This window comes from Ichthyobacterium seriolicida, from assembly GCF_002369955.1.
GTDB classification, from domain to species: Bacteria; Bacteroidota; Bacteroidia; order Flavobacteriales; family Ichthyobacteriaceae; genus Ichthyobacterium; species Ichthyobacterium seriolicida.
Genome location: NZ_AP014564.1, coordinates 445,066 through 465,691 on the forward strand (window position 1 = coordinate 445,066; position 20,626 = coordinate 465,691).

Below are 20,626 nucleotides of genomic sequence, written 5' to 3' on the forward strand. Positions count from 1 at the left end.
ACCGCTATTATTTACTGCCGCGTTAGTATAAATGTAAAAAAAAATCTAATTTTGTTGCTTTAGCTAATATATATGCCAATATTTTTAGATCATATGAAAAGAAGACTGGTGTTTTACTTTGGATTTATACTTTTTTCATTTCTAAGTATAGATTCTATTTCTAAAAATTTTCCTGATAAGTTGAGTTATCAGTTAGTGATTAGGAAAGATGATAAATTGTTAAAAGAATCTACAGTTAGTATTCGTATTTCTATATATTTTTTAAATGGAAAGATAGAAGATGTTGTATACTCTGAAGTTCATTGGAATGTTAAAACAGCTAAGAATGGCTTAGCTACTCTAAATATAGGAGAAGGTATTAGATCTGAAGGATTTTCAGATTCAAAATTGTCTGATTTGTCATGGTCTGAGTATTCATATTATATTAAATCAGAGATAGATCTGACTGGTAAAAATGATTATAGCAATGCTCTTATAAAAAAGAGTCAAATGCTTAGTGTCCCTTATGCATTTTATTCTGCAAATAGCCCAAAAACAAATGTTATAGATAATTTGAGATCTAGAGTTGTATCAGCTGCTCTATCTGCTAGTCAAGGAAGGGTTTTAGAAGAGAAAAAATTAGACAAAATAGATATTGCTGATAATTTAGATGGAGGGGTTGGTAAAGTTTTATCAGCGCATCAAGGATATCTGCTTAAGCAGATGATAGACATAAAGGCAGAAAGAGGTCCCCAAGGTGAAAGAGGTGAAACAGGTGAAAGAGGTGAAAGAGGAGCCCCAGGGGCAGAAGGAAAACAGGGCGAGCCTGGTAAAGATGGTAATCCAGGCCCTGCAGGAGAAAAGGGACCAGCAGGACCAAGAGGAGACACTGGTGCTCAAGGTAATACAGGTCCTCAAGGGCTAAAAGGTGAAGATGGAGCACCAGGTAGAGATGGAGTAGGAGGGGAAACCGGCCCGGCGGGCCCCCCAGGCGCTACAGGTCCAGCAGGTGCGACAGGTGCGGCAGGTCCTCGAGGGGAAAAAGGAGACACAGGAAACACAGGGGCAGTAGGGCCAGCAGGTGCTGCTGGTAAAGATGGTGCAGCAGGTGCAGCAGGTCCTCAAGGTAACCAAGGCATTCCTGGTGCTAAAGGAGAGCAAGGTCCAATAGGACCAGCAGGAGCAAAGGGTGAAACAGGAGCGCAAGGAGATCAAGGGCCTCGAGGGGAAAAAGGAGACAGAGGTCCAGCAGGTGATAGAGGAGAACGAGGTGAAACAGGAGCAGTAGGGCTAAAAGGAAAAGATGGTCAAAAAGGTGACCAAGGAGAACAAGGGCTAAAGGGAGATACTGGTCTAACAGGACCTCAAGGTCCAGCAGGCGCAAAAGGTGCTGATGGCGCTACAGGGAAAGCAGGACCAGAAGGACCTAGGGGTGAAAAAGGCGAAGCAGGAACAAACGGGATAGACGGAGCAACAGGTCCAGCGGGACCACAAGGTCCTCCAGGTAACCCAGGGGCAGAAGGAAAACAAGGCCCTCAAGGGCCAAAAGGTGATAAGGGGGATCCAGGACTTACAGGGCGTCAAGGTGACCAAGGAGCAACAGGCCCTCCAGGGCCAGCAGGGGCTCAAGGTAACCCAGGTAAAGATGGCAAGGATGGTGAACCAGGTCTACAAGGTCTAACAGGCCCTAAAGGAGAACAAGGCCCAGCAGGCCCTCCAGGTGCTGATGGCGCTCAAGGACCAATAGGTCCAACAGGTATCCAAGGCCCTCCAGGTGCAAAAGGTGATACAGGCCCACAAGGAGTCCCTGGGCAACAAGGTCCAGCAGGTGAAAAAGGTGCTGATGGCGCTCCAGGGAAAGAAGGTCCTATAGGACCAATAGGGCTTCAAGGTCAAAAAGGGCCAGCAGGAAAACAAGGTATTCAAGGTCCTGCAGGTGAAAAAGGAGAAAATGGTCAAATAGGCCCAGTAGGTCCAACAGGATCACAAGGCCCTCAAGGGGTAACAGGAGCCCCAGGGCCAGAAGGGAAAGTAGGACCACAAGGGCCAGTAGGTCCAGCGGGTTCCGAAGGTCCTGCTGGTAAAGATGGTGTAGATGGCAAGCCTGGTCTAGCAGGTGATAAGGGAGATCCAGGACCAGCAGGGCCACAAGGTCCAGCAGGTGTGACAGGTGCGGCAGGTCCTAAAGGAGATCCAGGACCAGTAGGGCCACAAGGTGCGACAGGTGCGGCAGGTCCAGCAGGTCCAAAAGGCCCAGTAGGAGAAAGAGGGCTTCAAGGTGAAAGAGGAGCAGAAGGGCCCGTCGGGCCTCCAGGTAAAGATGGTGCTGCAGGAGCAGCAGGACCAACAGGGCCAGTAGGTCCTAAAGGTACCCCAGGTAAAGATGGTGTAGATGGCAAGAATGGCGAACCAGGTTTACCAGGTCCACAAGGTCTAACAGGCCCTAGAGGAGAGCAAGGTGAGGCAGGTATACCTGGTATACCTGGTCAAATAGGCCCGGAAGGGCCAAAAGGAGAACAAGGACCTCCTGGCAAACCAGGTGACAAAGGTGAACCAGGTAACCCTGGCGAAACAGGGCCTCCAGGGCCTCCAGGGCCACAAGGAAAACAAGGTATTCCAGGGCCAGTCAAAATTATAGATAATTTAGATTCTAATGAAAATGCAAGTGCCTTATCAGCTAATCAGGGGAAAATCCTAGATGAAAAAATAAAAAAAGCACATACGCTTATAAGACCGGAGGGAGAAACTAATATTATAACTAAATGGTCTGGTAAAGACGGTAATGGAACCAGTGGAGGCAGTGGTAGTAATAATGTTTTTTTAAGCATAGGATCTGGTAACACAATAACTAGAGGAGCAAGCAACACAGCTGTTGGTTATGAATCCCTAAAAAATATCACCTCTGGAAGCTATAACACTTCTGTTGGCTCATTGTCTCTTAAAAGTAATACTACTGGCAATAATAATACTTCAGTTGGCAATAGTTCTCTAAAAAATAATACTAGTGGCAAACAAAATGTTTCAGTTGGCGATAGTTCTCTCGAAAAAAATACTACTGGCTCCTATAATATTTCTGTTGGCAAGTATTCTCTCAGAGAGAATACCACTGGCACACAAAATGTTTCAGTTGGCGATAGTTCTCTCGGAAAAAATACTACTGGCACCCATAATGTTTCAGTTGGCGATAGTTCTCTCGAAAAAAATACTATTGGCTACAATAATGTTTCGGTTGGCGCATCGTCTCTTAAAAATAATGATGGTAATTTTAATGTTTCAGTTGGCACTGGTTCTCTCGAAAAAAATACTATTGGCTCCTATAATGTTTCGGTAGGGTCACATTCTTTAAATAATATACTTAAAGGAAATAAAAATGTAGCTATAGGATCTTATGCTGGATTTAAAAATAGTTCAGATTCTATAGAATCAAATAATTCTATCTTCATAGGATATAGTGCTAAAGCGAAACAGAATCCCAGCATAAATGAGATAGTTATAGGGACTGAAGCGGAAGGAGAAGGAGACAATACTGTAACCATTGGTAATAATAATACTACTAAAACTTATTTAAAAGGTCAAGTTTATCTAGATGGATTTCTTCAAGAGGCTCTAAAAGCTGTATATTTTTATAATATAGCTAGTTATTATTTGAACTATGATAATATCGATAAAAATTTAAACTATGATGTTTCTCTGTATGCAAAGAAATGTATTGCAACAGAGCAAAAGTTTTTAGCTGTATCGGATAAACGTATCAAGAGTATAAAGGGTATCTCAGATAGAAGAGAAGATTTAAAGAAACTCTTGGATATAGAGATCACAGATTATACTATGATAGACAGTATAGAAAATGGAGTTAGACCATTTAAAAAAGTAATAGCTCAGCAGGTAGAAAGTATAGTTCCAGAGGTCATAAATATAAATAGAGGTATTATCCCTAATGTATATGAATTGGCTAAATCAATGAGCGTTTCTAATGAAGGAAGTACTATCACGACAAACAAGGTTCACAATTTTTCTGTTGGAAATCTTGTTAAGGTCATTATAGAAAATGATGGAGAAAGATCTGTAAAAGTAAAGAGAGTTATAGATTCTAATACGTTTTTAACAGAAGAGGTTTTAGATTCTGAAAATAAGGTTTTTATTTATGGTAAAGAAGTAGACGACATGCGATCAGTAGATTACGATGGACTTACCACTTTAAATATTTCAGCTACTCAAGCTATTTATGAAGAGTTTCTTTCTACTAAGGAAAAACTTTCCGCTACTGAGGAAAAACTTTCCGCTACTGAGGAAAAACTTTCCGCTACTGAGGAAAAACTTTCTAATTCTCAAAAGAAGTTAGATATTCTAATAAAGGCACTAAGTAATACAAATATTCTCAGCGAAAAAGACATCAAAACTTTAACAAAAGAATAATAATCAAGTTCTATACTATTAGTCTTTGAAAGACATCATTTCTAATAGATGCCAGTGTAATTGATAGGACTTATGTTTTTTAGCTCCTCCTTTACTTTATCTGAAACATCTAAATTCTCTATGAACGAATTTATACTCTCTTTACTTATAATTTGTCCTCTACTAATTTTTTTGAGTTCTTCATAGGGATTAGGATATCTCTCTCTGCGTAAAATAGTTTGAATAGCTTCGGTAATTACCATCCAATTATTTTCTAAATCTAGAAGTATTTTATTTTCGTTTAACAATAATTTGTTTAACCCTTTAATAGAAGATAAAATGGATATTATAGTATGAGCAAAAGGGACCCCCACATTTCTAAGAACAGTAGAGTCAGTCAGATCTCTCTGCAATCTAGATATTGGCAATTTGGCTGATAAGTGTTCGAATATAGCATTTGCTATCCCTAAATTGCCTTCTGAATTTTCAAAGTCAATAGGATTTATCTTATGAGGCATTGCAGAAGAACCGACTTCGTTTTTAATGACCTTTTGATCGAAATAACCCATAGATATATAAGTCCATATATCTCTGTTTAAATCTATTATTATATTGTTTATTCGTTTTAAATTATCCAATAAGGCAGCTAGATGATCGTAATGTTCTATTTGAGTAGTCGGCTTAGACCTGTGCAAGCCTAGAGTTTGGCTTATAAAGGCATCTGCAAAGTTATCCCAGTTGTAATTTGGATAGGCTACTCTATGAGCATTCATATTGCCAGTAGCTCCACCAAATTTAGCTGCATAGGGAATGTGCCTTAATAACTTTAACTGTTCTTCTAAACGAACGTAAAAAACCGAAACCTCTTTACCTAATACAGTAGGAGATGCTGGTTGGCCATGTGTGTGAGCTAACATTGGAACGTTTTTCCAGTCCACACTTATTTTTTTTAATGTTTCTATCAAATCATTCAAAAGAGGTAGGTACACATCTTCTGTAGCCCGCTTTATAGATAATGGAATAGCTGTATTATTTATATCCTGAGAAGTCAATCCAAAATGTATAAACTCCTTGTAATCTGACAGACCTAAAAAATCGAACTTTTCCTTTAAGAAATATTCTACAGCTTTAACATCGTGATTAGTAATCTCTTCTATCTCTTTTATCCTTTTTGAATCTTTAATAGAAAATGAATCCAAAATAGATCTTATATCGCCTGTCTTTTCATTTGGAAAACTCTTCAATTGAGGCAGAGGTATCTCCGTTAGAGCTATGAAATATTCTATTTCCACATACACTCTATATTTTATTAGAGCTTCTTCGGAAAAATATTTTCTTAGTTTTTGGGTCTTTAATCCATAGCGACCATCTATAGGGGAGATAGCATTAAGGGCTGTTAAATCCATTAAAATACAGGTTGAAGTAATCTTTAAATACTGAAAAACGACAAAAGTAAAAAAAATATATCTCCAAGGTGATTTGACATTATTTTTTGAGTTTCTCCTCTGCTCTGTAGTGTTGTATAAATATTAATACCTCAGTTCCCCTGTTTCAAATCCTTATATTTCATTGTAAAAGCTGATGAATAATCATAAAAGATGCAACTTAATTAGAAGCATTTATTCCTTTAAATAGTACTTATAGGTTCTTTATTTTACAATATCGTAGCTTACAAGGGTGATATCTCTTGAGGGGCAAGTCAACTTTCACTACTCATGGCTACAGCTGTAAGGGTAGCTATAGGATTCAGACATGAGATAAGTTTGGATAAGATAATTTCAGATATAGAAAAAAGTATATCCTCTGTCTCTAGTACCATCATAATTTTATTTATCATAGATTCTCTTTCTGCAACTTGGATGATAAGTGGAATAGTTCCTACTATGATTTATTACAGTCTAAGGATTATAAACACCCAATTGTTTCTAGTCACCTCTGTCATTATGTGTTCATTGGTGTCGGTATTCGTAGGGAGTTGGAGCTCATGGACTACTATTTCCACTATTGGGTTGACTATGTTGGGAATAGGGAAAGTCTTAATTTTCCCAGAAGAAATGACCGCTGGAGCTGTAATATCTGGAGCTTATTTTGGCGATAAGACGCCTCCCAGAGACTATAAATTTAGCTTCTGTCGTAACTAAAACAGACCTATTTTCTCATATAAGATATATGATGTATACATCTGTTCCCTCTATTGCAATTACTATTGTATTATTTTTGGTAATCGGATATTGTTATGGCGATTATTACGTGCCTGCAAATACAGAAGACTTTATAGAGGCTTTAGATAGTGCATTTAATAATGAATTATTAAACGGATTACTTTCAACTAGCGGAATGAAAGGGGGTGTTAAATGCAGTATGGTTAATAATAATGGTTATATCATTTGGAGGAATGATGGAGAGCATAGGAGCATTGGATGCCATAACTAATGCTATTTTAAGAAGAATTAAAAATACTCCATCTCTTTTTGCTGCTACGACGGGGACCTGTCTGTTTTTAAATATCACAGCGTCAGATCAGTACTTATCTATATTGATATCTGGCAAGATGTATAACAATTCCTTCAGGGAAAGAGGGTTATCCTCTCAAAAAATGTGATGGCTGGGCGAAACTACATTACCTATTACACTAGATCAGATGATATATCACGCTTGCTCTGTGGTGAGAGCCTGTAAAAGAGCCTTAATGATGGGGATTTACCTTTGGGATCTTATCAAGGAAATCCCCAAGAAGCCCTTAGCTATAAGAATTATGAAAGAGACAGGGCACATTCCATAAAATTAGTTAGAAGGAAGCAAAGACATTTTAGAATCTGTCAATAGAATAGTAAACGCAGGGATTCCTGTGATGGGACACCTAGGTTTAACTCCCCAATCTATATATAAATTAGGAACATATAAAGGTGAGGGAAAAAGAATTAGAGGAAGCCAAACAGCTCATAGAAGATGCAAAAGAACTCTAGAAAGTTGGATGTTTTGCAATAGTTTTAGAAAAAATTCCATCGGAACTGGCAAAAAAGAGTAGCCGAGCAAATCAGTATTCCTGTAATAGGCATAGGAACAGGCAAACACGTAGATGGCCAGGATTTTGGTAATCCACGATATGTTAGGAATAAACAATAAATTCAATCCAAGATTTTTAAAAAAAATACCTGTCTCTGTATGAAAGAGATGAGCAATACAATATCAACTTATGTAACAGAGGTAAAAGAAGATGTTTTTCCAAGTGAAGAAGAATCTTACTGAGCAATATTAATCATCCTATCCAACACGGGCTACCCCTTAAAATGCCTAAACAAAAAATTGCATGTTTTTTGTTAGTCATAATTTGACTCTATTTCCAAAAATAAATTAAAAAAAACCTGAGTTCAATTAATAATTGCTTAGGGTAGAGATATGTCTAAAATGTTTTAAAAATTCATCTTTTAAAAAATCTTCTTTTTTCCTTTTCTGTATAGAGTTTTAATTGGTTTTTAAAAAAAATATCTAGGTTTTTTTATATCCTAAATGTAAACTTTACACACTTTACGCTATAGTGCCCTTACAGATGGTTTTTCTAAACAAGAAAACTGATTTTATTTATCTATCTATTTGAATAATTTCAAGAGTAATAATTCCATTTGGGACTGTTATATCTACCTTATCTCCGACTTGTTTCCCAAGAAGGCTCTTGCCTATTGGAGAGCTTATAGATATCTTTCCTAAAGATATATCTGCTTCGCCTTCGGTAACTAAAACGTAGTCCATCACTGCATCGGTATTTGTATTTTTTACTTTTACTTTAGAAAGTATCAATACTTTAGAATTATCTAATTGGGATTCATCTATTAATCTAGCTTCCGAAAGAGTCTGTTCTAGTTTAGATATTCTTAACTCCAACAAGCCTTGTGCTTCTTTGCTCGCGTCGTATTCAGCGTTTTCTGAGAGATCACCCTTGTCCCTCGCCTCTGATATTTGATTGGATATTTTAAGACGCTCTACACTCTTTAACCTGTGTAACTCTTTTTTTAATTCTTCCAATCCCTTTTTTGTGTAGTAGGAAACTTTTGACATAACAAAATTAAGATAGTTGATTTTTTTTTTGAGAAAAAACACACTTTTTTCCGCAAAAAGTCAGAAAAACATAAACGGACAAATATATTTTTAATTTTTAAAACACTAAAAAATATTTTCACAATATAAGTCTGACTATATATATTTTTTAAGTTAAAACCTGAATTTAATTAATAAACCAAATTAAGACAGGCATTACCGACGATTGGGTATTTGACAGAGGGTTTTTTAGGCGAAAAGCTGTAAGAGCGATAAGTCCAGAAATAATATTGGTTAGAAAATTAGCAAAACTTCTATGTCTAGAATGTTCTATCTGACAAATATTTTTAAGCTGATCATTGATGGTTTCTATGATTGATCTCTTTCTGAGTATTTAAATACCTTATTTCTACTTATTCTTTTATTGTTACAAACACGAATCGGAGTGGAATATACAAATGAAATTCTGGTACATTTTCCTAAACAGAATGTCTTTAACAACAAGGTAAGAGGTAATAAATTTTGTTGCATTAATCCCACAAATCTGTTGTATGATAAGGTTTTAGGGAATTCTTTAATCATGTGTTTTTGTGAAAAATTCAAATAAAAATGCTTGAAATTTCTCAGCTGCTGTGTTGAAAATGGGCGTTTTGATTTATTCCCCAAAAGTGCTTTATCAATAACTTGAGAATATTTTTTACAGAATTCATCAACTAAACAAAATATTTCTGTGATTTTCGAGCAAGTTATCATGCCTGTTTTTTTTAGAATTAAAACGTTGAATTTTAGAGCGTTAAATTAATCTAAAACCATTGTTTTTATTTAATTATCCTAAGTGATTATTATTCGAACTCAGGTTAATAAGAGTTTTTTGACCATGATAAATCAGACAATTTTGAACCTGAAAATCCTTGAGACCTAATACCTTCTCCTACCTTTAGAGTAGCTAAGCCATTCTTAGCTGTTTAACACTCAAATGAACTTCAGAGTATACAACATCTTCTATCTTTCTATTTAAAAAATATATAGAAATACAAATACTAATTGTAAATTCCTTTAATAATTTATCATCCTTCCTAATCACTAAATGATAACTCAACTTACCAGGAAAATTATTAGAAACAGAATCTATACTTAAAAATGAAAAAAAATATAAAGCCAAAATAAATCCTTCTACTCATAGTTTTATACTAATACAAATTGTTATAGATACATAGCTAGTAGAGATAACACTTTTTCTTTTTAATGTGCTAACGTAGTAGTTCTATACATCGAGCCTAGGATCTTAGTTTATCTTGAACTTACTTTGTCAAAACTTTTATATCTTCCTTATTAAGGACATCTGATTTACTTAATACCTTAACTAAAATATCTAATTTATTTTCAGTATTAGAATAGCTTCTCTTTAGTAAGAGAAAATTCTTTTTCATCAGTATAAGCTTTTCTTTAGTAACAGAAAGTTCTTTTTCATTAGTAGAAAGCTTTTGCTCAGCAACAGAAAGTTTTCTTTCATTAGTAGAAAGCTTCTGCTCAGTAGCAGAAAGTTTTTTCTTAGTAGAAACAAGCTCTTCATAAATAGCTTGGGTAGCTGAAATGTTTAATGTAGTAAGACCATCGTAATCTACTGATCGTAAATCGTCTACCTCCTTACCATATACAAATATTTTATTTGGAGACACCTCATCTCCTAATTCTACCACAAAAGTATTAGCATTTCTTATCTCTTTAACTTTAACAAAACTCTCTCGGTCATCATCCAAAACTAATTTTACCATGTCTCCCTTAGAAAAACCATGTGTTTTTTTTGTAGTAATTGATGTAGTATTATTTGTATTATCTATTGATTTAGATGATTCGTAGACGTTAGGAATTACACCATTACTCTTTTGTACAAGATCTGGAATAATAGTTTCTATTTGTTGAGCTATTATTTTTTTAAAAAATCTGCCACTATTTTTAATGCTATCTCTCATAGTATAATCTGTGATCTTTATATCTAAAAGTTTCTTTAAATCTTCTTTTTTATCTGATATGCTTATTATGTTCTTGAGACGTTTGTCAGAAGTGATTTGCGTACCTTTTGCATAAAAATATCCTTCTGTACGAACATCGCCTTCTAAATAAATATTAGTAGTGCTTGTATTTCCAATAGTTACAGTATTATTTCCACGCCCTACCGCGTTAGTCCCTATAACTATCTCGTTAATACTATTATCTAGTAACGCTTTGGTATTATACCCTATGAAAATAGAATTGTTTGATTTATTGAGAGTCCTTGTTGAACCAGTATTATTAAATTCGCTGCCAGCATTACTTCCTATAGCTATATTTTTATTACCTGTATTATTATTGCTTAGAGAATTTGAGCCAACAGAAGTATTATCAACGCCAGTATTATTCCATTTGAGAGAATTAGTGCCAACAGAAGTATTATTCTTTCCAGTAGAATTTGTTGTGAGAGAATACGTGCCAACTGAGGTATTATTAACGCCAGAAGTATTAAAAAATAGAGAATTATAGCCAACTGAAATATTATTTTCTCCAGTAGTATTCCATTTGAGAGAATTAGTACCAACAGAAGTATTATTCTTTCCGGTAGAATTTGTTGTGAGAGAATTATAGCCAACTGAAATATTATTTTCTCCAGTAGTATTCCATTTGAGAGAATTAGTACCAACAGAAGTATTATTAGTGCCAGTAGTATTACTTTCAAGAGACAATGAGCCAACAGAAGTGTTATAGCTTCCAGAGGTGATATTTTTTAGGGATTCATAACCAACAGCTGTGTTGCTTACTCCTCTAGTTATTGCGTGACCAGATCCTATACCTAAAAAAACATTATAATCTCCATTGCCTGCAGTGGTTCCATTACTGCCTCCACCAGACCACTTAGTTATAATATTACTGTGAGTCTCTGTTTTTATAAGCGTATGTGCTTCTTTTATTTTTTGATCCAAAATCTTACCTTGATTAGCTGATAAGGCACTTGCCTTGTCAGCAGAAGTTAACTCATCTATAATTTTCACTGGCCCTGGAGGACCTGGAGCGCCATTTTTACCAGCAGGACCTTGCTTTCCCTTTTCACCTTTAGGCCCTGCTACACCTGCTGGCCCTGTTAAGCCTCGTTTACCCTGTGGTCCTGCTGGCCCCCTTTCACCTTTTTTCCCATTTACACCATCTTTACCTGCAGGCCCGACGGGTCCTTCTGCTCCTCTTTCACCTTGGTCTCCTTTAGCTCCAGGGGGTCCTGTTGGTCCTTGAAGACCTTGGATGCCGTCTTTCCCGTTAATGCCAGCTTTACCAGTAGGACCTGCTGGTCCTGGATCTCCCTTATCACCTGCTAGACCTGGCTTGCCATCTACACCATCTTTACCTGGGGTACCTTGAGGACCTACTGGCCCTGGGGCTCCTGTGTCACCTTTTTTCCCTTGCTCTCCTTTAGCTCCAGGCGTTCCTGCTGGTCCTTCTGGGCCTCTTGCTCCATCTTTACCTGCTGCTCCATCTGCTCCATCTCTACCAGCAGGACCTTCTGGTCCCATTGGGCCAACATCACCCTGAATACCTTGAGGACCTGCTGGTCCTGCTGGTCCTATTGGACCTTGCTCTCCTCTGTCTCCTTTTGGTCCTGGGTCACCTTGTTTGCCATCTGGCCCTGCTTCACCTTTTTCTCCTGCTGGACCTGTTTCACCCCGAAGCCCTGTTGGCCCTGGAGGGCCTTGTTTCCTTCTTTACCCGCTGCTCCATCTGCTCCATCTCTACCAGCAGGTCCTTGGACTCCTGGTTTGCCATCTTCGCCTCTGACACCTTGAGCACCAGTGTCTCCTCTTGGACCTGTTTCGCCTCGCTCGCCTCTTTCTCCTGTTGGACCCGCTGGTCCTTGTTCTCCTCTTTCTCCTTTTTCCCCTTGCTCTCCTTTAACTCCAGGCGTTCCTGCTGGCCCTTGATTTCCTGTTGCTCCTTGAATACCTTGCTCACCTCTGTCACCTGCTATACCTTGTGGTCCTGTTTCTCCTGCTGGACCTGCTGGTCCCATTGGGCCAACATCACCCTGAATACCTTGAGGACCTGCTGTTCCTGCTGGTCCTATTGGACCTTGCTCTCCTCTGTCTCCTTTTGGTCCTGGGTCACCTTGTTTGCCATCTGGCCCTGCTTCACCTTTTTCTCCTGCTGGACCTGTTTCACCCCGAAGCCCTGTTGGCCCTGGAGGGCCTTGTTTTCCTTCTTTACCCGCTGCTCCATCTGCTCCATCTCTACCAGCAGGGCCTTGGACTCCTGGTTTGCCATCTTCGCCTCTGACACCTTGAGCACCAGTGTCTCCTCTTGGACCTGCTGGACCTGTTTCACCTTGAAGCCCTCTTTCTCCTGTTGGACCCGCTGGTCCTTGTTCTCCTCTGTCTCCTTTTTCCCCTTGCTCTCCTTTAGCTCCAGGTGTTCCTGCTGGTCCTTCTGGGCCTTGATTGCCATCTGCTCCATCTTTACCTGCAGGTCCTTCTGGGCCTCTTGCTCCAGCTGGACCGACTGCCCCTGTAGCGCCTGGGGGTCCTACCGGGCCGGTTTCCCCTGCTACTCCATCTCTACCTGGTGCTCCATCTTCACCTTTTAGCCCTTGAGGACCTGTATTACCTTGAGTACCAGTGTCTCCTCTTGGTCCTGTTGCCCCTGTGTCTCCTTTGTCTCCTTTAGGACCTGCTTCACCTGCTGGACCTGGATCACCTTGTTTTCCTGCTAGACCCGTTAATCCTATAGGACCTCTTTCTGCCTTTGCGTCTATCAATTTCTTGAGTTTATACCCTTGATGCGCTGATAAAACTTTTTTAGCATCATGACTCGAAGTACTCAGGTCATCTATGACTTCTAATTTTGATTTTTTTAATTCTTCAATTTCAAAAATAGCTTTATCTTGTTCCCTTTTCTGACTTTCTAGAACTTTACCCTGCTCAGCCATTTTGCTTTCTAGCTCTTTCTTCTGTTGGGCTATATTCCCCTTTTGACTAATTAAATCTTCCTTTTGTTGAGATATTTGTTCATCATGAATAGTTAACCTTTCAGAAAAATCTTTCTCATATTTATTTACCCTTTCATAAAGTTCTTTCCCCTTATTAGCTGATAAAACTTTACCAATCCCTCCATGAAAATTATCAGCAATATTTATTTTGTCTAATTTTTTCTCTTCTAAAACCCTCCCTTGACTAGCAGATAGAGCAGCTGATACAACTCTAGATCTCAAATTATCTATAACATTTGTTTTTGGGCTATTTGCAGAATAAAATGCATAAGGGACACTAAGTATTTGACTCTTTTTTATAAGAGCATTGCTATAATCATTTTTACCAGTCAGATCTATCTCTGATTTAATGTAATATGAATACTCAGACCATGATAAATCAGACAATTTTGAGCCTGAGAATCCTTGAGATCTAATACCTTCTCCTATCTTTAGAGTAGCTAAGCCATTCTTATCTGTTTTAACATTCCAATGAACTTCAGAGTATACAACATCTTCTATCTTTCCATTTAAAGAATATATAGAAATACGAATACTAACTGTAAATTCTTTTAATAATTTATCATCTTTCCTAATCACTAACTGATAACTCAACCTATCAGGAAAATTATTAGAAACAGAATCTATACTCAAAAATGAGAAAAATATAAACCCAAAGTAAAACACCAGCTTCTTTGTCATCTGATCTAAAAATATTATCATATAACTAACTTACGGTAACAAAATTACTAAAACTTTACACTTATACTAACATGGTAGTAAATAATAGCGGTTTGAGTAAAAAAAATCAGATCGAGATATATTTGCTCGAAAATAAACGATTTAACCTGGATTATTCATAGATATATTGTTAATATTAGGCATAAAGTGTTAATTTTAAAAGGTTTTAATAAAAAATTCACCACTTTAGATATAGCCCAAAAATGAGGAATAAAAACACATTATTTTATAGAGGGGAAACTTCTGTTGAGTTAACTTTTTCATCATCAGAAATTAGTTCTGATGGATCTTTAATCATACTTGAAAAACTAGAACCAGATCATAGATTGATTCATTATTACAGTAAGTTTTTGCTTGATACTCGAGACTCTAGATTTATTACTTATAGCAGAGGGCATCAGTTAAAGCAAAGGGTTTATATGATCATGTTAGGCTATTAAGACGCCAATGATGTGAATCATTTACAGAATGATCCTTTATTCAAAGATGTTCTTCAAGGTAATTTGGCCTCTCAACCCACTATATCAAGATTTGAGAATAGCTTGGATAAACAGGCTGTCTTTAAGTTTTGTTATGCGTGGTTATACAAATATGTTTTAAGTTTATCTGGCCGCAAGAGAATAGTTATTGACGTAGATTCAACCGATGATCCAACTCATGGCAGTCAACAATTGTCAATGTTTAACGGTTATTATGGTAAATTCATGTACAATGAACTATTTTTTCATGATGGAGACACCAAGACAGATTATTCTTCCTGTATTCCGTCGAGGAAACAGTCATTCTAATAAATGGTATGTGAGTATTTTAAAGCGAATAATTATGAAAATACGTGAGAGATACCCAGAGATGGAAATAATTATTAGAAGTGATAGCGGCTTTGGTTGCGCTGCTTTTTACCAATTAGTAGATGATTTTGATTTACTATATGTGACAGGCATAGCGAGCAATGAAGTTTTAAAAAGAAAGGTATCTCGGTCAAAAAATGCTGTAAAAAAAAATGTATTTAGATCAGGGAGAGAAGCACCAACATTTTATCAGTTTCAGGTACAAAGCTAAGAGTTAGCATAAGCCTCAACAGTGCTATTCTAAAGTTGAGAGTACTGGATTAGGTATGAACATAAGGCATTTTTCTATTAATATTCCTCAAAAGAATGCTGGAGAAATTTACTTTGACTTTTATGTTAAAAGAGGTGATTCAAGTGAAAATAGAATTAAAAAAGTTAAAAATATGTGTTTTTCTGATCGTTTGTCAAATCATAGTTTTTTTTTTGCTAATTTTTTTCGACTTATAATAAATAGTCTTGCCTATGAAATGTTTTTATTACTGAAACAGAAGATAAAGAAAACAAGATTTGAAGTAGCAAAAAAATGGTTAATCAGTTCGATTAGAACCTATCTTCTCAAGGTAGGAGCAACGATAAAAATTACCAAAAGACGAATCTATTACCAGCTATCTAAATCTTTTGTTTACAAGGGTTTATTTCGGGAAATTATTACTCAGTAACGGTTGCTTATTTGTGAAATGAACAACCTTGGGATAGTTACGTTCTGTCGTTAAAAAAACACTAAAAAAGATCATTGTCGTGCTAAAAAATGGTGCAAAAAAACGACAAAGAAGAAGGATTCTTTTCTATTGACAAAAAAGTTAATTAAAAAATATCACGTCTAATCTATTTTAATATGACTGTGAATAATCCAGGTTAAAGGGATTTTCTTCTTCGCATTTTTGAGCAATTAACAAGCATTTTTGCCAAACAAATTATTAATCTAACTCAGGTTTTAAAATTAACACCTCATATCAAATATTGAAATATAATCATAAATAATCTGGGTTAAGTTGTCTTGAACCAAAAAAAACAAAAAAAACTTCTTAGGTTTGCTCTACAAGTCTATTTTCCAAAAGTGGTATAGCTGCTTGTTTTCTTTTAAAGCCTTTAAATAAGCTACTTAAAATGCGTTTTAGTACAGTTAGATCATCTTATTAAATCCCCTCATAGAAACTGTTTAGAAAAAAAAACACTTCGGGTGGCGAGCCTTCCACAAAAAAAGAAGGGCAGAGTATTTATTCACACACTTCCCCACGAGATAGTGTCAAAAATCAATCCTCTTTCTCCTCTCCCAAGACAGGAGAGAAAATTAAATTCTGGCTAAATCAGTAGCAATTGTTTGAATTAGGAGAGTTTTTTCAAAAAAATATTTCAGTTAGAGAATTTATCAATTAGTAATTACGATAATTGTTATGCCATACTGATCAATAATCAGCTATTATGGAATAAATTCATCTATACCGATAGCATCTTTAATATAAAAACCCCCTACTCTAGTGCGCCTTAAAGATGTCAGATAAGCTCCTGATTTTAGTTCTTTCCCAAAGTCATTAGCTAAGGAACGGACATAAGTCCCCTTGCTGCAAACCACTTTAAAAGATATAAAAGGCATTTTTATTTGCGAGATTTCAAAAGAAGAAATACATATTTCTCTAGATGGGATATCCACAGCTATATTATTTCTGGCAAAATCATATAATTTCTTGCCATCCTTTTTTATAGCAGAAAAAATAGGAGGAATCTGTGATTGCTTACCTATCATTTTCTTAGCCGTATCTATAATAAGCTCTTCTGAAATGTGATCTGTATGGAAAAAGGCATCTTCATTAGTCTCGCAGTCATAAGAAGGAGTAGTAGCGCCTAACTTTAATTGCCCTAAATACTCTTTATCGCTATTCTGTATTTCTGAAATACTTTTAGTTCTTTTGCCAGTACATACTACCAATAAGCCAGAAGCCAACGGATCTAAAGTACCTGCATGCCCTATCTTTATTTTTTTTATATCAAAAAACTTCTTTATAGAATATCTCAGTTTATTTACCACATCAAAAGATGTCCAATTAAGAGGTTTATCTATCAGTATAGTTTGTCCACTCTGATATTCTTCTAAAGTCACTGTGACGTTTTTTACTTTATATGCCAAGTGATCTGACTGCTAGAACTTAGCTCTATATCGACTGGACCTATGTTTTCATTAATGTTTTTAGACATTTCAGCAGTTAATGTGCCAAAACTTTGATTTTTATTATGGCGTGATGTCATATCAGGATTGACAATTATATCAATTGCTCTTAGAAGAGTGACCCCCATATTTTCACTTATAATCCTAGCTTTCTTATTGCTTTTTTCTACAAGTTTTTCTATCAAAACCTCTTCTATCTTATCCATATCAGAAATCGTGAAGCTAAGAAAGAGAGAAGCTTCTACTCCGCTATTTCCAAATAAATCGAATATTTTTTTCATATTATCTTTGCTATAAGCAACACTGAGAATTAAGTTTTGTGAAGCACGATATCCCACAACTCTTTTCTTTGAATTATAATAACCGTATTCGAATTCCTCCCTAATAGAGAAATTCTGAATTTTTAAAGACTCTTTTTTAAAATTGTTTGATAAGAATATCTCCATAAGCTTGTCAACCCTCTCTTCTACAACCCTAGCGGCGGAAGAAGAATTCCTATTGACATTGAAAATATCGAAGTTGACTACGACCAAATCAGCGGGAAAATTCATCTTAATTGTCTCGGATATAGTCATAGTATTCTTATTTCTCTCATTTTGAGAAACTCGTCCGCAAGAGACCATTATCAGAATTACTAATATTGATAAAATCGATTTAAACTTCATGATTGACCTTGTAATATTTTTTAAAAAAAATGTTCGAGCAAAGTTAATCTTTTTAGTATAGAATATTACTCCAATATCTTATTCCACCTCTGTACTCTTAACCCTATATTCCTGTATGTGAAATTGGAAATTAAAATGACCGTATAGGTGACAATAAATAATATCACACTGTGAGTAAAGCCGCTTACATCCATTGATGAGACTAATCTTCCATCAATTATACTAAAGTTATTTTTTGCTAAAACCCCTGCCGAAAGAGAAACTGAAATAAATGCTAAACAATTGAATATCCCCATATTTATCATGTATATAGAATAGGATCATTTTCCTAGACTTTTGAAAAAGTTAAACTTCAAAATACGAGAGATAATTCCCGATTCAAACGCAAAAAGAGAGATTACAAAAGGGAATAAGACAGTCATAAATATCCTTTTATAAATGACCTTTTATCAGCAGTGTTGGATTGAAGAATCCAAATTACTAAAAATAAAGATGAAGTTTCTAATACACTTCCAAACAAAAAAGACTACTAGGGATCTGTAAAGAAAAAATAAACTAATTACGCGTATGAGGATGTTAAATTCCTAAAACAAGAAAGTCTTTACTATTAACTTTTTTAAAAAAAAGAGGGGGAGGGGGATAAATTCTATATTTCAGCTATTCTAAATATATAGAACTCTAAAGGAGTGGGCGATATAGGATTCGAACCTATGACCCTCTGCTTGTAAGGCAGATGCTCTGAACCAACTGAGCTAATCGCCCCTATAACTAATACCTATGGCGGTCTCAGCTCAGGAATTCTGCAAAGTTAATACTTTTTTCATAACTGCGCTAAATTATTTCTGAAACTATAAATGTACTGCCACCTATATATATAAAATCGTCTTTATCGGCTATGTTTTTAACATATTCATAAGCTGTACGAACATCTTTGTAGACATTTCCAGATATTCCCTTTTCCATAAATTTACCTTGCAACACTTTACTGTCTAAAGCCCTATTTATATTAGCTTGTGTAAAGCTGTAGCTAGCATCTTTTGGAAATAATTCTACTATAGGAACTATGTCTTTATCTTCTACAAAACCAAGTATAAAGTGAAGCTTAGCTTTTTTATTTCTCTCAGCATCTATCTGCTTTAGGACAAGGGAAAGACCATCTAAATTGTGAGCTGTATCACAATATGTGATGGGAGAATCACTCATAATCTGCCATCTGCCCATAAAGCCTGTATTTCTAATAACATTAGATAAACCTCTTTTTACAGAATTTGTGTCGATATTAAAATGCTTTTTTAGTATTTCAACGGTCTGCAGAACTGTCTTTTTATTGTGAACTTGATAATGACCTTTTAAATCAGAAGTATAATCTATTGTATCGCTTTTGCTTTGATCTGCAAAATATATAGGAGCTTTTTCTTCTGTACTTTTTTTTATGAAAACATCTCTAATATCCTCCTGTGTTTGACCTATTACAATTGGAGTATGCGGTTTTATAATTCCAGCTTTTTCCCAGGCTATTTCAGCTATACTATTGCCTAGATAATGAGTATGATCAATACCTATATTGGTAATTACCGAGACCAAGGGATTTACAATGTTAGTAGAATCTAAACGTCCACCCATACCTACTTCAATAACGGCAATATCTACTTTTTGATCACTAAAATATTGAAAAGCCATGGCCACTGTCATCTCAAAAAATGAAGCATTGTATTTTTTAAATGTCACCTTGTTTTTTAAGATGAACGACATTACATAATCCTTTGGAATCATTATTCCATTTATCTTTATGCGCTCTCTGAAATCCCTTAGATGAGGTGAAGTATACAATCCAACTTTATAACCACATTCTTGTAAGATAGAGGACAACATATGACAACAAGATCCCTTTCCATTTGTACCTCCAACATGGATACTTTTAAAATTTTCTTGAGGATTATTTAAAGTAGATGTTATAGATATTATATTTCTTAAATCTATCTTTGAATAAGCTTTTATTCCATCGGTTTGATATACAGGTAATTGATTGAAAACCCAATCTAATACCTCTTTATATTCTATCTCATTCACTTATAGTGAAATTATAAATTATCCTACCTTCTTGATTTTGACCAGTGTTCTTTTTATCCTTGGAGAATAAAGTTTTCAAAGCAGCCTCTTCTGCTCTCTTCAAGAGACAAGGAGACAAAGTAGTACTGCCTTTTACACCAGGATCTGCATGAGTAACCACACCTTGGCTATTCACTAATATCTTAACTATAACTTTGCCCTCTTCATCACAGTCGTAATTAGGCATAGGTCTGCTCAGTGGAGCCCTATCTCCCAATTGATAATTACCATAATTTTTGCCAGATGTTTTATTGAAATTAGAAGAGTCAAAGTTATCACCTATATTATCTTTATCAACAATATCACTACCTTTACTATCGCCTTTCCCTACCTCTTTGCTATTCATTATTTTGTCTATAGCAGAGAGTGTTTTTTTAGAAGGCTTTTTCTCTTTTTTCTCCTCTTTTTTCTTTTTGGGTGATATCTCTTTCTTTTTAATAGCTATATCTTTTGTGATGTGCTCACTAGTCATAACTTTTTCTTCCTTTGAGATCTCCTCGGTTATTTGTTCTGGGTTAACTTTTTTTGGAGAGCTAGATGTCTTTTTCTTGGGCTTGCTATACGATGGCTCAGAAAATTTTATAGCTATTACAACACTACTATTTGCAGGCGAACCTTGATGAGTGAAATCAAAAAAAAACAAAAATAAAAAGACCAAACTATGAAACGCTAGGGTAGCAAACGCTGCATATCGCTTATGATTTTT

The 20,626-nt window shown here is 35.9% G+C and carries 15 protein-coding genes, 1 tRNA gene and 4 pseudogenes; 8 read left to right on the forward strand and 12 right to left on the reverse strand.

Translation table 11 applies throughout. The features are described 5' to 3' along the window. Positions 1–93: 93 nt before the first annotated feature. On the forward strand, positions 94–4,395 hold the full coding sequence (locus JBKA6_RS01690) for a hypothetical protein (protein WP_157776869.1): 4,302 nt from the start codon (positions 94–96) through the stop codon (positions 4,393–4,395). A gap of 41 nt (positions 4,396–4,436) precedes the next feature. Here the strand turns inward: JBKA6_RS01690 and purB are convergent, their stop codons facing one another. After that, the gene (gene purB / locus JBKA6_RS01695) at positions 4,437–5,780 is read right to left on the reverse strand and encodes an adenylosuccinate lyase (protein WP_096685255.1); all 1,344 of its coding nucleotides are present in this window, start codon (positions 5,778–5,780) and stop codon (positions 4,437–4,439) included. A gap of 309 nt (positions 5,781–6,089) precedes the next feature. Here purB and JBKA6_RS01700 point away from each other — a divergent pair, with 309 nt between their 5' ends. The 4 genes and pseudogenes from JBKA6_RS01700 to panB all read left to right on the forward strand — a co-directional run. Then, positions 6,090–6,515: a Na+/H+ antiporter NhaC family protein gene (locus JBKA6_RS01700; protein ID WP_096685257.1), complete on the forward strand. Its 426-nt coding sequence runs from the start codon at positions 6,090–6,092 to the stop codon at positions 6,513–6,515. Positions 6,516–6,546: 31 nt separating this feature from the next. Then, positions 6,547–6,807 carry a hypothetical protein gene (locus tag JBKA6_RS08050; RefSeq protein WP_394340188.1) on the forward strand — a complete coding sequence of 87 codons (261 nt, stop codon included), beginning with the start codon at positions 6,547–6,549 and terminating at the stop codon, positions 6,805–6,807. Next, positions 6,773–6,976: a Na+/H+ antiporter NhaC family protein gene (locus JBKA6_RS01705; RefSeq protein WP_394340189.1), complete on the forward strand. Its 204-nt coding sequence runs from the start codon at positions 6,773–6,775 to the stop codon at positions 6,974–6,976. The genes JBKA6_RS08050 and JBKA6_RS01705 overlap by 35 nt, the downstream gene beginning before the upstream one ends. Beyond that, positions 6,964–7,623 (forward strand): annotated as a pseudogene (gene panB / locus JBKA6_RS01710) (3-methyl-2-oxobutanoate hydroxymethyltransferase); the annotation flags it as partial. The gene JBKA6_RS01705 and the pseudogene panB, both read left to right, overlap by 13 nt. A 333-nt stretch (positions 7,624–7,956) precedes the next feature. On the opposite strand, the gene greA reads toward panB, so the two are convergent. The 6 genes and pseudogenes from greA to JBKA6_RS01735 all read right to left on the reverse strand — a co-directional run bounded on the left by greA (position 7,957) and on the right by JBKA6_RS01735 (position 14,116). Beyond that, a complete protein-coding gene (greA, locus tag JBKA6_RS01715) occupies positions 7,957–8,430 on the reverse strand; it encodes a transcription elongation factor GreA (RefSeq protein ID WP_096685261.1) in 474 nt (157 codons plus the stop codon). 170 nt (positions 8,431–8,600) lie between these two features. After that, positions 8,601–8,803: pseudogene (locus JBKA6_RS08140) on the reverse strand (transposase); the annotation flags it as partial. Beyond that, a complete protein-coding gene (locus JBKA6_RS01720; RefSeq protein ID WP_449404345.1) occupies positions 8,779–9,162 on the reverse strand; it encodes a transposase in 384 nt (127 codons plus the stop codon). The gene JBKA6_RS01720 and the pseudogene JBKA6_RS08140, both read right to left, overlap by 25 nt. Positions 9,163–9,355: 193 nt before the next feature. Continuing rightward, on the reverse strand, positions 9,356–9,571 hold the full coding sequence (locus JBKA6_RS01725) for a hypothetical protein (protein WP_096685263.1): 216 nt from the start codon (positions 9,569–9,571) through the stop codon (positions 9,356–9,358). Positions 9,572–9,710: 139 nt separating this feature from the next. Next, on the reverse strand, positions 9,711–11,948 hold the full coding sequence (locus tag JBKA6_RS01730) for a tail fiber domain-containing protein (protein ID WP_096685265.1): 2,238 nt from the start codon (positions 11,946–11,948) through the stop codon (positions 9,711–9,713). 50 nt (positions 11,949–11,998) lie between these two features. Next, complete coding sequence (locus JBKA6_RS01735) at positions 11,999–14,116, reverse strand: hypothetical protein (protein ID WP_096685266.1); 2,118 nt, start codon at positions 14,114–14,116, stop codon at positions 11,999–12,001. 221 nt (positions 14,117–14,337) lie between these two features. On the opposite strand from JBKA6_RS01735, the pseudogene JBKA6_RS07765 reads away from it, so the two are divergent. The 3 genes and pseudogenes from JBKA6_RS07765 to JBKA6_RS01755 form a co-directional block, all read left to right on the forward strand. Further along, positions 14,338–14,922, forward strand: a pseudogene (locus tag JBKA6_RS07765) (transposase). Further along, the gene (locus tag JBKA6_RS07900) at positions 14,846–15,193 is read left to right on the forward strand and encodes a transposase (protein WP_157776871.1); all 348 of its coding nucleotides are present in this window, start codon (positions 14,846–14,848) and stop codon (positions 15,191–15,193) included. The pseudogene JBKA6_RS07765 and the gene JBKA6_RS07900 overlap by 77 nt, the downstream one beginning before the upstream one ends. Positions 15,194–15,218: 25 nt before the next feature. Continuing rightward, positions 15,219–15,641: pseudogene (locus tag JBKA6_RS01755) on the forward strand (transposase); the annotation flags it as partial. Positions 15,642–16,402: 761 nt separating this feature from the next. Here the strand turns inward: JBKA6_RS01755 and truB are convergent. The 5 genes from truB to JBKA6_RS01785 form a co-directional block, all read right to left on the reverse strand. Next, a complete protein-coding gene (gene truB, locus JBKA6_RS01760) occupies positions 16,403–17,080 on the reverse strand; it encodes a tRNA pseudouridine(55) synthase TruB (RefSeq protein WP_096687327.1) in 678 nt (225 codons plus the stop codon). 11 nt (positions 17,081–17,091) lie between these two features. Beyond that, positions 17,092–17,811: an SIMPL domain-containing protein gene (locus tag JBKA6_RS01765; protein WP_096685278.1), complete on the reverse strand. Its 720-nt coding sequence runs from the start codon at positions 17,809–17,811 to the stop codon at positions 17,092–17,094. A 687-nt stretch (positions 17,812–18,498) separates the two neighbouring features. Continuing rightward, a tRNA-Val gene (locus JBKA6_RS01775) sits at positions 18,499–18,573 on the reverse strand. A 69-nt stretch (positions 18,574–18,642) separates the two neighbouring features. After that, a complete protein-coding gene (locus JBKA6_RS01780) occupies positions 18,643–19,881 on the reverse strand; it encodes a bifunctional folylpolyglutamate synthase/dihydrofolate synthase (RefSeq protein WP_317044161.1) in 1,239 nt (412 codons plus the stop codon). Next, on the reverse strand, positions 19,874–20,578 hold the full coding sequence (locus tag JBKA6_RS01785) for a hypothetical protein (RefSeq protein WP_157776873.1): 705 nt from the start codon (positions 20,576–20,578) through the stop codon (positions 19,874–19,876). Before JBKA6_RS01785 ends, JBKA6_RS01780 begins: the two co-directional genes overlap by 8 nt. Between the last annotated feature and the right edge of the window lie 48 nt (positions 20,579–20,626).